16 protein-coding genes are annotated in these 14,454 nt (G+C 56.7%); 12 read left to right on the forward strand and 4 right to left on the reverse strand.

The features are described from left to right. The first annotated feature begins 67 nt into the window (after positions 1-67). The 10 genes from A6F69_RS08575 to A6F69_RS08620 all read left to right on the forward strand — a co-directional run bounded on the left by A6F69_RS08575 (position 68) and on the right by A6F69_RS08620 (position 8,814). On the forward strand, positions 68-520 hold the full coding sequence (locus tag A6F69_RS08575; protein WP_067602846.1) for a GatB/YqeY domain-containing protein: 453 nt from the start codon (positions 68-70) through the stop codon (positions 518-520). A gap of 65 nt (positions 521-585) precedes the next feature. Continuing rightward, a complete protein-coding gene (dnaG, locus tag A6F69_RS08580; protein WP_083984744.1) occupies positions 586-2,472 on the forward strand; it encodes a DNA primase in 1,887 nt (628 codons plus the stop codon). 9 nt (positions 2,473-2,481) lie between these two features. Continuing rightward, positions 2,482-4,512, forward strand: coding sequence for an RNA polymerase sigma factor RpoD (gene rpoD, locus A6F69_RS08585; protein WP_067599909.1), 2,031 nt, complete (start codon positions 2,482-2,484; stop codon positions 4,510-4,512). Between the two features lie 92 nt (positions 4,513-4,604). Next, positions 4,605-5,228 carry a ParA family protein gene (locus A6F69_RS08590; RefSeq protein WP_067599912.1) on the forward strand — a complete coding sequence of 208 codons (624 nt, stop codon included), beginning with the start codon at positions 4,605-4,607 and terminating at the stop codon, positions 5,226-5,228. 69 nt (positions 5,229-5,297) lie between these two features. Continuing rightward, a complete protein-coding gene (gene rpiB / locus A6F69_RS08595) occupies positions 5,298-5,762 on the forward strand; it encodes a ribose 5-phosphate isomerase B (RefSeq protein WP_067602849.1) in 465 nt (154 codons plus the stop codon). Then, positions 5,759-7,069, forward strand: a complete 1,311-nt coding sequence (glyA, locus tag A6F69_RS08600; RefSeq protein WP_067599915.1) for a serine hydroxymethyltransferase — start codon at positions 5,759-5,761, stop codon at positions 7,067-7,069. The genes rpiB and glyA overlap by 4 nt, the downstream gene beginning before the upstream one ends. 3 nt (positions 7,070-7,072) lie before the next feature. Continuing rightward, a complete protein-coding gene (locus tag A6F69_RS08605; RefSeq protein ID WP_067599918.1) occupies positions 7,073-7,291 on the forward strand; it encodes a hypothetical protein in 219 nt (72 codons plus the stop codon). Between the two features lie 20 nt (positions 7,292-7,311). Beyond that, a complete protein-coding gene (gene nrdR / locus A6F69_RS08610) occupies positions 7,312-7,782 on the forward strand; it encodes a transcriptional regulator NrdR (protein ID WP_067599921.1) in 471 nt (156 codons plus the stop codon). After that, positions 7,769-8,494 (forward strand): RNA methyltransferase, encoded by a 726-nt coding sequence (locus A6F69_RS08615; RefSeq protein ID WP_067599924.1) that lies wholly within the window; start codon positions 7,769-7,771, stop codon positions 8,492-8,494. Before nrdR ends, A6F69_RS08615 begins: the two co-directional genes overlap by 14 nt. A gap of 104 nt (positions 8,495-8,598) precedes the next feature. After that, entirely contained in the window at positions 8,599-8,814 is a 216-nt protein-coding gene (locus A6F69_RS08620) for a hypothetical protein (RefSeq protein ID WP_067599927.1), read from the forward strand. 30 nt (positions 8,815-8,844) lie between these two features. On the opposite strand, the gene A6F69_RS08625 is transcribed toward A6F69_RS08620, so the two are convergent. Both A6F69_RS08625 and A6F69_RS08630 read right to left on the reverse strand, forming a co-directional pair. Next, positions 8,845-9,156 (reverse strand): chorismate mutase, encoded by a 312-nt coding sequence (locus A6F69_RS08625; protein WP_067599930.1) that lies wholly within the window; start codon positions 9,154-9,156, stop codon positions 8,845-8,847. A gap of 42 nt (positions 9,157-9,198) precedes the next feature. Next, entirely contained in the window at positions 9,199-11,034 is a 1,836-nt protein-coding gene (locus A6F69_RS08630) for a GMC family oxidoreductase (protein WP_169816561.1), read from the reverse strand. A gap of 233 nt (positions 11,035-11,267) precedes the next feature. On the opposite strand from A6F69_RS08630, the gene rpsD reads away from it, so the two are divergent. Both rpsD and A6F69_RS08640 read left to right on the forward strand, forming a co-directional pair. Beyond that, positions 11,268-11,882 (forward strand): 30S ribosomal protein S4, encoded by a 615-nt coding sequence (gene rpsD, locus A6F69_RS08635; RefSeq protein ID WP_067599936.1) that lies wholly within the window; start codon positions 11,268-11,270, stop codon positions 11,880-11,882. A gap of 96 nt (positions 11,883-11,978) precedes the next feature. Beyond that, positions 11,979-12,605 (forward strand): NAD(P)H-dependent oxidoreductase, encoded by a 627-nt coding sequence (locus A6F69_RS08640; protein ID WP_067599939.1) that lies wholly within the window; start codon positions 11,979-11,981, stop codon positions 12,603-12,605. On the opposite strand, the gene tgt is transcribed toward A6F69_RS08640, so the two are convergent. Together tgt and A6F69_RS08650 are read right to left on the reverse strand one after the other, a co-directional pair. After that, positions 12,602-13,729, reverse strand: coding sequence for a tRNA guanosine(34) transglycosylase Tgt (gene tgt, locus A6F69_RS08645; RefSeq protein ID WP_067599942.1), 1,128 nt, complete (start codon positions 13,727-13,729; stop codon positions 12,602-12,604). The genes A6F69_RS08640 and tgt overlap by 4 nt on opposite strands. Positions 13,730-13,822: 93 nt before the next feature. Then, entirely contained in the window at positions 13,823-14,332 is a 510-nt protein-coding gene (locus A6F69_RS08650) for a hypothetical protein (protein ID WP_067599945.1), read from the reverse strand. Positions 14,333-14,454 lie beyond the last annotated feature (122 nt).

Consider the following 14,454-nt stretch of genomic DNA (forward strand, 5'->3'; position numbering starts at 1 on the left):
ATCTGTGCATTGTATTTTGCGCTATCCGCGCATGCATTCGAATCCATCCACAAGAAAGACTGTAATCATGCTCCGCGATGATATCAAAGCCGCCACGATCACTGCCATGAAGGCAAAGGATAAGGACCGCACCGCTGCGCTTCGCCTGATCGCTGCGAAGATCAAGGATCGCGATATTGAGGCCCGGACTGGCAAGGCGCCGGAAAATGACGACGAGCTGGTGACCGAAGTGCTGCAGAAGATGGCGAAGCAGCGCAAGGAATCGATCCAGATGTATGACGATGGCGACCGCAAGGAGCTGGCGGATCAGGAACGCGCGGAGCTGGCTGTCATCGAAGAGTTCTTGCCTGCCATGATGGACGAGGCCGCGACCAAGGCCGCTATCGAAGCAGTGAAGGCGGACATTGGCGCCGAATCGATCAAGGACATGGGACGCGTTATGGGTGAGCTGAAGAAGCGCCACGGCGCTGAGCTAGACATGGGTCTTGCCAGCGGATTGGTGAAAGCCGCACTTTCTTGAGATTGGCACAGGCTGGTCCACAGCCAACGCTTGAACATGGCGCCGATCCCGCGCATTGATAACCCATGTCGATCACCCCGCAATGGAAGGATGAACTGCGTGCGCGCGTGACGCTGTCATCCGTCATCATGCGGACGACCAAGCTGCAGCGTGCGGGACGCGAATGGAAGGCGTGCTGCCCGTTCCACAACGAAAAGACGCCCAGCTTCACCGTAAACGATCAAAAGGGTTTCTATCACTGCTTCGGCTGTGGTGCGCATGGCGATGTCATTTCATGGATGACTGATCAGCGCGGTTTGCCGTTCATGGATGCAATCAAGGAATTGGCCGTGCAGGCGGGGATGGAGGTCCCTCGCCCCGATCCTGTTGCGGCTCAACGCGCGGAAAAACGAGCTAGCCTGGTCGATGTAACCGAAGCTGCGCAGCACTGGTTTGTGGAAATGCTGGGCTCGCCAGGTGGGGCGCGAGCGCGTGATTATCTCGCTTCTCGTGGATTTTCGCCCCAGGTCATTCGCGAATTCGGCTTTGGCTATGCGCCTGACAGTAAAGTTGCGTTGAAAGGCGCGCTGTCGGATTTTGAGGAAGGCATGCTGGTGGAAAGCGGCATGCAGATCAGCGTGGACGACAAAGCGCCTTATGACCGCTTCCGGGACCGGCTAATGCTGCCCATTCAGGACCAACGCGGACGCGTGATCGCGTTCGGCGGGCGAATTCTTGAGAGCCGCGACGGCGTTGCGAAATACCTCAATTCTCCCGATACCCCGCTGTTCGACAAGGGGCGCACGCTATACAATCTGCACCGCGCCGGCCCTGCAAGCCGCCATACGAACCGTATGGTCGTTGTCGAAGGCTATATGGATGTGATCGCTCTGGCCCATGCTGGCATAAGCGATGCGGTGGCGCCTTTAGGTACAGCGCTCACTGAGAACCAGCTGACATTGCTGTGGCGTCTGGTCGACGCACCAGTGCTCTGTTTCGATGGTGATAATGCCGGACAACGCGCGGCAATGCGTGCAATTGAGCGAGCGCTTCCGATGCTTCAGCCGGGCAAGACTTTGTCGATTGTGCGATTGCCTTCCGGGCTGGATCCGGACGACCTGATCAACCAGCAAGGCGCCGGCGCGATGCAGAAGCTGCTGGCGGAGCCCGCTAGTCTGCTGGATACGCTCTGGTCCTTTGAACGCGACGCGCAGGAACTGCGTACACCGGAAGACAAGGCCGGCTTGAAGTCCCGTTTGCTTCAGCATGTCGATGCGATCCAGCACCCCGATATCCGCGCACTTTATAAACGCGAATTGCTGGAGCGTTTTTCCGGTTTCGCTTTTCCACCTCGCCCGCAGCGCGAATGGAAGCCCGGGGCACGTTCAACCTGGCAGCCCGCCCCGCGACTTTCCAGCGATGCCGCCGCGAAACTGCGTCACGCCATATCCGGCGGTGCGCGTGACGAATTCACCCGGGCGGTTGTCCATGGATTGCTGCAGCATCCAGGCGAGATTCTTCGCCACGCAGAAGCGCTCGGTAAGCTTGCCCAATTTGATGCAAAAATGACAGAAACTGTCGAAAGCCTGCTTGAACTGTCAGAAACGCTTGATTCGCGCGGCCAAGTCGCCATATCAGCATCGGAAGGCATTCCCGCCCCACCGGATAACAGACGCTACGCTTTCCTGAGAGAAAGCACCAACCCGGTAGATGCGCGCGAGGAATTGGCTGAAGCCGTTGCTTTGCTGGTCGAAAGGCCGGCGCTTTTGTCCGCTCTTGAGGCGACAAAGGTCCGGTTCAATGAAGACCCGGAGGGCGCATTTGCAGAACAAACGCGGCTGCGTGAACGGCTCACTTCTTTGAATCTACGCTTGAAGGAATTCGGGCGACGAAAGGCCGGTATATCGGCCGGGGCAGAAATTTCTCGAGAGAGCGCCGACGATGAAGCACTCTCCGACATGAAAACGGACTGATTTGGACCTATGGCGTCGAAAACCAAAAGCGCACCGAACAAAGACGATGACGCACCGCTGATCGATCTCAACGAAGCATCGATCAAGAAGCTCATGACCAAGGGCAAGAAGAAGGGCTACATCACCTATGATGAGCTCAATGCGGCCTTGCCCTCGGGTGAGATGAGCCCTGACCAGATCGAAGATATCCAGACTGCGCTTTCCGAAATGGGTGTGCAGATCGTCGAGAATGACGAAGAGGCCGAGGCTGAGGCAGAACAGGACGCCGAAGTTGAGGAAATGCAGGTAGGCGAAGGCGCGAAGAAAGACGCAAAGAAAACTGCCGCTGCAACTCCCGCCAAAAAGACAACGACCGGTGATCGCACAGACGATCCGGTGCGCATGTATCTGCGCGAAATGGGCGCAGTCGAGTTGCTCAGCCGTGAAGGCGAAATTGCAATCGCCAAACGTATCGAGGCAGGCCGCGACATGATGATCATGGGCCTGTGTCAAAGTCCGATTACTTTCCACGCCATCATCCAATGGTCTGAAGCGCTGAACAACGAAGAAATGCAGCTTCGCGAGATTCTGGATCTTGACGCCATGCTTTCGAAAGAGCCGCCGGCTGAAAAGCTGGAAGAAGGCGCTGAAGACGACGATGATGACGAGATCTCCGAAGAAACCGCTGGCCCGACAATTCGCGATGACGACGATGATGTCGAGGATGAAGACGACGGCGAAGAAGGCGAAGACGGCGAAGGCAAGAAGCGCGAGGACGATGATGAGGAGGACAACACCATGTCGCTCGCTCAGATGGAAGCCGCACTGAAGCCCGACGCGATTGAGCGTTTCGCCCGAATCACCAAGACCTTCAAAACTTTTGAGAAGCTGCAGAACGAGCGCGTTGAAACACTCGCTGCGGGTAAGGAATTCCCGAAGGCGAAGGAAAACAAGTACGAGAAGCTGGGCGAAGAACTGACCGGCGAAGTGGAAAGTATGCAGTTCCACGCGACCAAGATCGAATTCCTGGTCGATAATCTCTATGCCTTCAACCGCCGCCTCACGGCTTTGGGCGGGCAGATGCTGCGCCTGGCAGAGCGGCATAAGGTCAAACGGATCGACTTCCTCAAGGCCTACGTCGGCAATGAGCTGGATGAGAGTTGGCTGACTGACAACGCCAAGAAAGATAAGAAATGGGCGGCCTTTGCTGAGAAGGAAGAAGCGGCGATTGACCGTATCCGTGCCGAAATCGCGGATATCGCCAGCCAGACCGGTATGGCGCTGCCTGAGCTACGCCGCATTGTGAACATGGTGCAAAAGGGCGAGCGCGAAGCACGTATCGCGAAGAAGGAAATGGTTGAGGCCAACCTTCGTCTCGTTATCTCGATCGCCAAGAAATACACCAATCGCGGCCTGCAATTCCTCGACCTTATTCAGGAAGGCAACATCGGCCTGATGAAGGCAGTCGACAAGTTCGAATATCGCCGCGGTTACAAGTTCAGCACTTACGCAACCTGGTGGATCCGTCAGGCAATTACGCGATCTATCGCAGACCAGGCGCGAACAATCCGTATCCCGGTCCACATGATCGAGACGATCAACAAGCTGGTCCGCACTTCGCGGCAATTCTTGCACGAGGAAGGGCGTGAACCTACTCCAGAAGAGATGGCAGCTCGCCTCTCCATGCCACTGGAAAAGGTTCGGAAGGTGATGAAGATCGCCAAGGAGCCGATTTCGCTAGAAACACCAATCGGTGACGAGGAAGATTCACACCTTGGCGATTTCATCGAGGACAAGAACGCGATTATCCCTGTGGATGCCGCCATTCAGGCGAACCTCAAGGAAACAGTCACCCGAGTCCTCGCATCGCTTACTCCGCGTGAAGAACGCGTTCTACGCATGCGCTTCGGCATCGGCATGAATACTGACCATACGCTAGAGGAAGTTGGCCAACAGTTCTCGGTGACCCGCGAACGTATCCGTCAGATCGAGGCGAAGGCGCTACGCAAACTCAAGCACCCGAGCCGCAGCCGCAAAATGCGCTCGTTCCTGGATCAGTAGGTCGGTTTTCCCCATAAAGGCGCATTCCGCTCTCGCGTTCTAGCTTGAATTGCGATACCCATTGTGCAGTGCAGCATTTTGGGGTTCGAACCATGCCAACCATTGCCATCATCAGCCAAAAGGGCGGGTCGGGTAAAACCACTATCGCCCTGCACTTGGCCGCGAGCGCTACGCAGGCGAAGCAACCCGCCTGCGTCATCGATACAGACCCACAAGCCACCGCGGCGGCGTGGGGCGACTGGCGCGGGGATTTTTATCCGTTGGTGGTAACCAGCCCCCCTGCCCGCCTCGCGAAGACCATCGAGCGTGCGCACAAACAGGACGAGGTAGACGTGGTGGTCATCGATACACCTCCACACGCCGAAGCTGCAATGCGTGAAGCGATCAAGGCGGCCGACCTTGTCCTCATCCCGTCGCGCCCGCGCGCCTTCGATCTCCATGCTCTGGAGGCCGTGGCCGAGATGATCGAATTCGCCGGAAAGCCAGCATATGTCGTTCTCAACGCCGTACCGGCGGGCGCCACTCGCCAAATTGAAGAAGCCAAGGAAACGGCGAGAAAGTTCGGCCTCAAAACCTGCCCCGTAAACTTCGGCGAGCGCGCAGACTTCCACCGGTCATCTGCGAAGGGAGAAGTTGCGGCAGAGATCGACGCAACCGGCAAGGCTGCGGCCGAGGCCAAGAAACTGTGGACCTGGGTACGCAAACAGATCAGCTAACCCCAAATCACCGTCGAAAAGCCTGTATTCGGGGTGGAGAGAATCGTTCACGCTCCCTATGTGAAGCCCATGCGTATAGCGATTGCATCTGACCACGCCGCCACTGAGCTCAAGTCCGAGCTAGCAGAATGGCTGATGGAAGCCGGGCATGAAGTTGCCGACCTTGGCCCGCATTCGACCGACAGCGTTGACTATCCAGATTATGGCTACAAGCTGGCTGAGGTTGTGGCTGATGGCACTGCAGAACGCGGCATCGCCTTATGCGGTAGCGGGATCGGTATCTCGATCAGCGTGAACCGCAATCCGGCGGTACGTTGCGCGCTGGTCTCGGAACCCCTGTCTGCCGCCCTGTGTCGCGAACACAATGACGCGAATTGTATCGCTATGGGCGCACGACTGATCGGGATCGAAATGGCAAAGTCCTGCGTTGCGACATTTCTAGATACTGACTTCGCCGGCGGTCGGCACCAGCGCCGCGTCGACAAGCTTTCCAACCCGCCCACTGACACCGATACGATTGAGCCTCTCCAATGAGCACAGCACCATCCACTGAAACCAACATCATGCACCGCTTCTGGCACGATGACCTGGCAACTGCTGACCCCGAAGTCGCTGCGGCGATCGGCAAAGAGTTGAAGCGCCAACAGGACAAGATTGAGCTGATCGCTTCTGAAAATATTGCCTCAAAGGCTGTCCTCGAAGCGACCGGTAGTGTCTTCACCAACAAATACGCGGAGGGTTATCCGGGCAAGCGATACTACGGCGGCTGTGACTACGCCGACGTAGTGGAAACGCTCGCGATCGAGCGCGCGAAAGAGCTGTTCGGGTGCAATTTCGCGAATGTTCAGCCCAATTCCGGCAGTCAGATGAATCAGGCAGTGTTCCTGGCGCTCTTGCAGCCAGGTGACACTTTCATGGGTCTGGATTTGAATTCAGGCGGTCACCTGACCCACGGCTCACCCGTCAACATGAGCGGAAAATGGTTCAATCCGGTCAGCTATGGTGTCCGCAAGGATGACGAGTTGATCGACATGGATGAAGTCGCGGCGATTGCGCGCGAACACAAGCCCAAGCTTATTATCTGCGGAGGAACAGCCTATTCACGCACCTGGGATTTCCCGCGGTTCCGTGAGATCGCGGATGAAGTAGGTGCGTATCTGCTTTGCGACATGAGCCACATCTCAGGCCTCGTCGCAGGCGGCGCACACCCATCCCCCTTCCCGCATGCACATGTGGTGACCAGCACGACGCACAAAAGCCTGCGCGGCCCGCGGTCGGGCATTATCCTTTGGAATGACGAGGAACTGACCAAGCCATTGAACATGGCGGTGTTTCCCGGACTCCAGGGCGGCCCGCTCATGCATGTTGTGGCGGCCAAGGCCGTTGCATTCCGCGAAGCGCTGCGGCCTGAGTTCAAGACTTACGCGCATGCTGTGGTTGAAAACGCCCGCGCACTGGCTGCCAGCATTGAAGAGAACGGTCTGCGGATCGTTTCGGGCGGCACAGACAACCACTCTATGCTGGTTGATCTGACCGCCAAGGATGTGACGGGCAAGTCTGCCGAAGCCGGCCTCGACCGGGCTTGGCTGACGTGCAACAAGAACGGCATTCCTTACGACACGCGCAGCCCGTTTGTGACAAGTGGCATTCGCCTTGGTACACCAGCGGGCACCACGCGCGGTTTTGGACCGGCTGAGTTCCGCAAAGTAGGCAAGCTGATCACCGAAGTGGTCGATGGGCTTGCCAAAAACGGTCCTGAAGGCGATGCTCAGATCGAGGAAGCCGTGCGCGGCCAGGTATCTGAGCTGTGTGCAGCTTTCCCTGTCTATCCGGAGAGCTGAAATATGACTGACAAATCCCCCCAGGAAAGCAACGTCTTCGACGATGTGAAAGACGAAGTCATCGGTATCGCAAAAAGTGGCGTCAAACACCCGGGAACGAAACCTGTTCTTACAGGCGCAGCCGTTGGAGCAGTCGCGGGCGCGGTTTTGCCGGTTGTTACATGGCCGGTTGGCCTTCTCGCGGGCGTAGGCATTGCGATCTACAGCCGCGTCAAGAAATAGCGGGATAACGCAAACAACTCATGCGCTGCCCGTTTTGCGCCCATGATGACACGCAGGTCAAAGATAGCCGCCCGACCGAGGATAACACCTCGATCAGGCGCCGGCGCCAATGCTCAAGCTGTGGCGCCCGTTTCACGACGTTTGAACGTGTTCAGCTACGCGAGGTAATTGTCGTAAAGTCGGGTGACCGACGTGAAGCTTTCGAGCGCAGCAAGCTGGAGCAATCGGTTGCTCTCGCGTGCCGGAAGCGCGGCGTAGACCAGGAACGGATCGATCAGCTGGTCTCCGGAATTCAGCGTCAGGTCGAGACTGCCGGAGATTCGGAAGTGGCATCCTCGCGAATTGGCGAAATGGTGATGGACGGCCTGCGGCAGATCGATAGCGTCGCCTATATCCGGTTTGCCAGCGTCTATCGCGACTTTTCCGAAGCAAAGGACTTCGAAGAGTTTGCCAGCACCGTGCAGGAAGCTGCTCAAAATGGGGCAAAATAACCAACCGATCTTCGTGCTTGTTCGCCCTCAACTTGGGGAAAATATCGGCAAGGCCGCGCGCGCTATGCTCAATTTCGGTCTAACCGAAATGCGGATTGTGGCGCCACGGGATGGCTGGCCCAATCCAGACGCTGGGCCCTCTGCTGCTGGCGCAGATATTGTTCTGGAGAACGCGAAGGTATTCGATACCACGGCCGACGCCGTTGCAGATTGTGCTCATGTGTACGCGACGACCGTGCGGAAGCGCGGTGTGACCAAGCCCGTGGTGGGCCCCGATGAGGCTGGTGCTGCGATCCATGCGGAATCGGGTAAAAGCGCTATACTATTCGGCCCCGAACGGTCAGGCCTCGAAACTGAGGATGTGGCCCTTGCCCGGAGCATTCTGACGGTCCCGATTAACCCCGAGTTCGGCTCGCTCAATCTCGCACAAGCAGTAATCCTATGTGCCTATGAGTGGTCTAAACAGGCCGACCTGGTGCAGCCGACAGCGGAAGACGAAGCGCTTCCCCCTGCTCCACAGGCGGATCTTGACGGACTTATCGCCCATTTTGAGCGCATGCTGGAACCAAAGGGATATTTCCTGCCGGAACCGCGCGCGGATGCCACGCGGCGCACATTGCGCACCGTATTGACCAAGCCTGGGTGGGATCACTTGCAAGTGCGCACCTTGCGCGGGGTGTTGTCTTCGCTTGAACGCGGTGATCGGAAGTAAAGCGGAACGCTTGAGAAATCTGTGAGTTCTACTCTGTACATCGGTATAGACGTGTGGCTAGTGCACCAAAACCCCCAACCCTCTCAATTCATAGGATTCCCTTCATGATTTCGACCTTGTTTGCTTTCGCGTTGGTCGCGCAAGCGCAACCCACTCCGCCAGCAGAGCAGAACTCGGAACAAACTGCCGAGCAAGTTCAGGAAGAGAAAGCCGAAGATAAACGTATCTGCCGCCGTATCAGCACGGGCATGGGTTCTCGCAAGAAAGAGCGTGTCTGTATGACAAGCGAAGAGTGGCGCGAATTCAACCGCGGCAACTGACCTAGATCTGAGTTTGGAGCGCCGCGGGGCTTAGTTCCGCGTAGCGTCCCAGATTTCGAATTCATACGCGATCGAGTTCTCCACCAGCAATTCCCATATTGCTTCGATGCGATCCCGGGGCATGCTACGCGCTTCTGCTGCTTTGCCAGCTGCTTGAATTACTGCGGCTTTGCGGGCTTCATCGCGGACGGTTTCACGAGATGGCTTTATGCGCGCTGCCGCGCGCATATAGCCAAAACGTCGCTCAAGCAGAGCGACAAGCTCTTGATCGGTTGCGTCTACGCCGGCGCGCACCTCGCTCATTGTGGTGCATTCGTCTGGCATAAGGATTGTGTCGGTCATGGCCCGCGCTCTTAGCCTCTGGGGCGCGTTTGTCGAGACCAGTTAGGCAGCCACCGCGCTTTCGGCTATTGAATGGTCTTCCTTGATAAGGTCCGAAGCCCGTTCACCGATCATGATGCAAGGCGCATTGATGTTCCCGCTTGGGATCTCTGGCATGATGCTGGCATCTGCAATTCGTAAATTCTTGACGCCTTTAACGCGAAGTCTTTCATCAACCACGTCGCCTATCCGGCATGTGCAGCTGAGATGGTAGATCGTATTGCCAAAATGCAGGGCATGGTTTTCCAATAGTGCGTCGCTTGGCTCGTCACCTGGCTTGTAGCCGTGCTTGCGGGCGAGCTCCGGCGAAACCATCCAGTCTCCTAGCCCTTCGACGGGCCAGTTTTTGGCAATCTCCAGCGACTTTCGCATGAGCGCGACCATCACCTTGAGGTCATGCGGATCGGCGAAGTAATTGAAATCGATCTTTGGGGCGACATGCGGGTCGCTTGATTGAAGAACGATTTCGCCTTCGCTGTGCGGCACACAATTGCTGGGCAGAATGATGATGTTTTCCGCTTCTGGTGCAAGGTCCCTTTCCGCGTCATCGAACATACGCGAGATGTCGCTGTTTGCTTGCTCCCGAAAGAAATCGACAGTGTTCGTGGCTGTCAGAAATCCGATTTGTCCGTCATGGGTGAAATCATCATCGAGCCCAGTTGAGTAGAAACACACTCCGTCATAGGTGCTGGAGGAGGCAAGGCTACTCCCGGTTCTCAACCACTCATCGTGTTGACGTTCGGCTTCGGCTTTCAACTCTTTCAGGTCATCGCTCATCGAATCATCGTCAGCAGGATCCTCTGGCAGTGGTCCATCGGGCCCACGCAGCATGTCGGGCCCGATCGCAACCGCAATTTCGCCCACAGATTGGCCGATACCCGGCGCTGGGAAAATCATGCCGACCAGGAAATGATCCTTCAGATGCTTGCCGACATGCTCGTTATGCAGTCGGCATACCACTCCCGCTTCTTCGAGCTCGCGGCGTGGGCCGATGCCGGAAAGCATCAGCAAATGCGGCGAACCTACGGCCCCTGCGGACAGGATTGTTTCGAGCGCCGCTGTCACTTGCTGGAGCTCGCCATTCGCGTCGCGGTATTCAATGCCTCGAGCGATCAATTCACCTTCTGATTCGTCAAGGATGATACGCTCTGCATGAACATTTGTGATGATGGTTAGATTGGGCCGGTTCTCAGCCGCGTTCTTCAGATAGCCGTGATAGGTGCTGGAACGCTTTCCATCACGTGTGTTGGTCTGCACCAAAGATGACACGCCGCCTTCCTGAAACCGTCCGCTGCCGTTGTAATCCCCCTCTGGCATGCCGGTACGTGTCGCAGCGATCACGAATTGCCGCGAACATGGTAGCACGGGCGAACGGATGCCCACTCCGATCGGGCCTGCCTGCCCTCGCCCCTCCCCATCGATTGCAGCTTCATTGGTTTGCGATACCTCTTCCAGCCTTTCGAATGCATATTCAACATCAGAAAAGCTCCAGCCCTTCGCGCCCTTGGCTTCCCAATTGTCAAAATCCCCCGGATGTCCGCGCACAAAAACCATATAGTTCATGGCAGATGACCCACCCAGCATCTTGCCGCGCGGTACCGGTATCTTGTTGTTGCGCAGCCCGCGACCTGCCTTTCCGGCCTCCCCCTGAAACATCCAGTCGCATTCAGGATCAAGTTGCAGCGACGCACAAGCTGCCGGGATTTCCTCTCGCGCAGGTGGTTTTCCGCCCGCCTCAAGCAATGCCACCCTTACACTCGGGTTCTCGCTCAGCCTAGCAGCTAGAGCGGCGCCCGATGAGCCAGCTCCAACGATTACGAAATCAAACTCTTTAGACACGCGGCAAACCCCCAAACTACGTTGTGGCGTGCGACCGCAAATCAAAGCTTACACATAAGCTCTAAAACCGCCAAGCGTCTTGACGCGGTGCACAATCCTGCTATCTGCGCGCCTTCGCAAATTGGCTCCGCACCCCGGTGAAGCGGAAGCCGCGTTGGATATCCTATCCGACGGTGCGACGCCGGGTTAAATGGTCACCGTGAGGGTGACCCAGCAAACTGAAGGAAAGACTTATGTCAAAGCGCAAGAGCGCCAAGTACAAACTCGACCGCCGGATGGGCGAAAACATCTGGGGTCGTCCCAATTCTCCGGTAAACAAGCGTTCCTACGGCCCGGGCCAGCATGGTCAGCGTCGCAAGGGCAAGATGAGCGACTTCGGCCTGCAGCTTCGCGCAAAGCAGAAGCTGAAGGGCTATTACGGCGATGTAACCGAGAAGCAGTTCCGCTCAACCTATAAGGACGCAACCCGCATGAAGGGTGACACCGGTCAGAACCTGATCGGTCTGCTTGAGCGCCGCCTCGACATGATCGTGTATCGCGCCAAGTTCGCACCGACGATCTTTGCTGCGCGTCAGATCGTTTCACACGGTCACATCTATGTGAACGGTGTGAAGTGTAACATTGCATCGCGCCGCTGTGACGTTGGCGATGTGATCAGCCTCGGCAAGAAGGCGCAGGAGATGGCTCTGGTCATCGAAGCGCAAAGCCTGCCCGAGCGTGACATTCCTGACTACGTTGCACCAGATGGCAATGACAAGGTTCAGTTCACCCGCGTACCGAAACTGGATGAAGTCCCATATCCGGTCACAATGGAACCGAACCTGGTGGTCGAATTCTACTCGCGGTAATTGGCCGGAACATTACCTAATCGAAAAAGGGCGGTCCGTTTGGGCCGCCCTTTTTGTATTTGCACGCAACCCTTTGCCGAGCCTATCCTGCGTGAAATGCATATCCTGATCCTTGACGGGCACCCTGATGCCAACCGGCTTACCAGCCATCTTCTCGACATGTATCAGGCAGGTGTAGCGCCCGGTAATGAAGTCGATCGGATTGCGGTTCGTGACCTGCAATTCGATCCTGTTCTGCATCATGGCTATGCCAAGCGAACCGAGTGGGAGCCGGACTTGCATCGTATCGCTGCCTTGCTGGACGCTTGCGATCATTTGGTTGTCGCATTCCCAATGTGGTGGGGCAGCGAGCCAGCTTACCTTAAGGGCTTGCTTGATCGCCTACTCCTGCCCGGCCTAACCTTCGCTTATCATGATGACGACAATTGGTGGGACAAGCTGATGGAGGGGCGCTCCGCCGATGTTATCGCAACTATGGACACGCCACCGCTGTTCTTGCGGATGATGTACGGCGATGCGTTGATCAAAAGGTGGAAACGTCAGGTTCTGGGCTTCTGCGGATTCAAGCCGGTGCGTTTTCTCGCACTTGGACCCGTGAAGCATGGCGAAGCGGACAAGCGTTTGCCGAAATGGCGCAATCGAATCAAGAAGATGGCGCGATCTGCAAATCCCGCAGACTCAGCCAAAAAACGCGAAAGACTGAAAAGCTTCTTGAACCGCTAAGCAGACAGGTACTCGCGGCGGAAGTCACTGGCGAAGGCGTCAAAACGACTTTCTGAAATCGCATCGCGCATGCCTTGCATCAGCTGTTGGTAAAAGCTGAGGTTATGCTCAGTCACCAACATCGCCCCTAGTATCTCACCCGACTTCTGCAAGTGATGCAGATAGGCACGCGAGTAGGTTTGACAGACATTGCAGGTACATTTCTCGTCGAGCGGGCCGGTGTCTTCAGCATGCTTGGCGTTGCGCAGGTTGAGGGGACCATTCCAGGTGAATGCCTGCCCGTTCCGCCCTGAACGCGTGGGCAGCACGCAATCGAACATATCGATCCCGCGTTCGACCGCTCCCACGAGATCGTCCGGCTTTCCGACTCCCATCAAGTAGCGCGGCTTGTCATACGGGAGCTGGTCTGGTGCAAAATCCAAGGTGGCAAACATGGCGTCTTGGCCCTCACCCACAGCAAGCCCACCAACGGAGTAGCCATCAAAGCCTATGTCAGTAAGTTTTTGTGCGCTGATCTTGCGCAGATCCTCATCCAACGCGCCTTGCTGAATGCCGAACAGGGCCGACTGGGCGGCGTGTTCTTCACCACTATCAAAGCCATCACGGCTGCGCTTCGCCCATCGCATAGAGAGCTCCATGCTCACTGCGATCACATCGCGTGGTTGATCTGCGCGGGGGCATTCATCGAATGCCATGACTATGTCAGAGCCTAGCAAGCGCTGGATCTCCATCGAGCGTTCAGGTGTCAGCATATGCTTCGAACCATCGATATGGCTGCGGAACTCTACGCCTTGCTCGGTCAGCTTGCGAAGCTCCGACAGGCTCATCACCTGATAGCCTCCGCTATCGGTCAGAATAGGTCGCTGCCAATTCATGAACTGATGCAACCCACCAAGCCGCGCAACCCTCTCTGCACCAGGGCGCAGCATGAGGTGGTAGGTATTACCCAAGATGATATCGGCGCCGATCTCTCGCACAGTCTCAGGCTTCATCGCCTTGACCGTCGCAGCAGTGCCAACGGGCATGAAAGCGGGCGTCCGAATATCCCCTCGCTGCATTTCGATGCGGCCAGTACGTGCTCTGCCGTCCGTGGCATTGATGCTGAATTTAAACCGCTCGGTCATGGCGGTATCCGCTAGCCGTCTGCAGAGATGATGTCACTTAAAAGAAAGGCCGGCGATGCAACGCAGCGCCGGCCTGCTTCTGGATCTCGAATACTAGAAGGAGAATACGAAGCCTGTGGTGCTACGGACCGTGTCGAACGAAACTGTGTCGACATTGAAGCGCAGCTTTCCGCCTGCAAGGGGGATATCGACGCCAGCACCGACAATCAGATCGCTATCGCTGGTGTCCACTCCATCCAACTCACCATCGTCGAGTTCGATGTTGAGAATCTCTTCAACGTCGAGTTCGATTTCCTGGTAGCCACCGCGCAGATAGTATTTGGTGCCGCTTGAATCGGCGGTGCCGAAGCGAGCGAGCGCGCCATATTCATAGTCGACAGCGTCTGTGCCAAAATGGAAGTTACCTTCAAAACCGGCAAACATGCTGTCGCCAACAGGGAAATCGACGCCTGCAACTACCCCGAAGATCGGGCTTCCATCGTCAAGTTCCACACCATCAGATTCATCCGAACCAACACCCAGATCATGGTATCCGGCCGATACGCCGATAAATGTTTCGGTCTCGTTGGAATCCTGAGCCAGCGCAGCGGCTGGCGTCATCATAGCCGCTGCGAACAGCCCTGCTACAAATTACTTTCTCATTTTCTGTACTTTCTTATCTAACCTCTCAGGGGGCGAGCGGCGAGCCGGATATCGCTTTTGGACCTGTGCATAACAAGGCAACT

This window comes from Altererythrobacter ishigakiensis, from assembly GCF_001663155.1.
GTDB lineage: Bacteria > Pseudomonadota > Alphaproteobacteria > Sphingomonadales > Sphingomonadaceae > Erythrobacter > Erythrobacter ishigakiensis.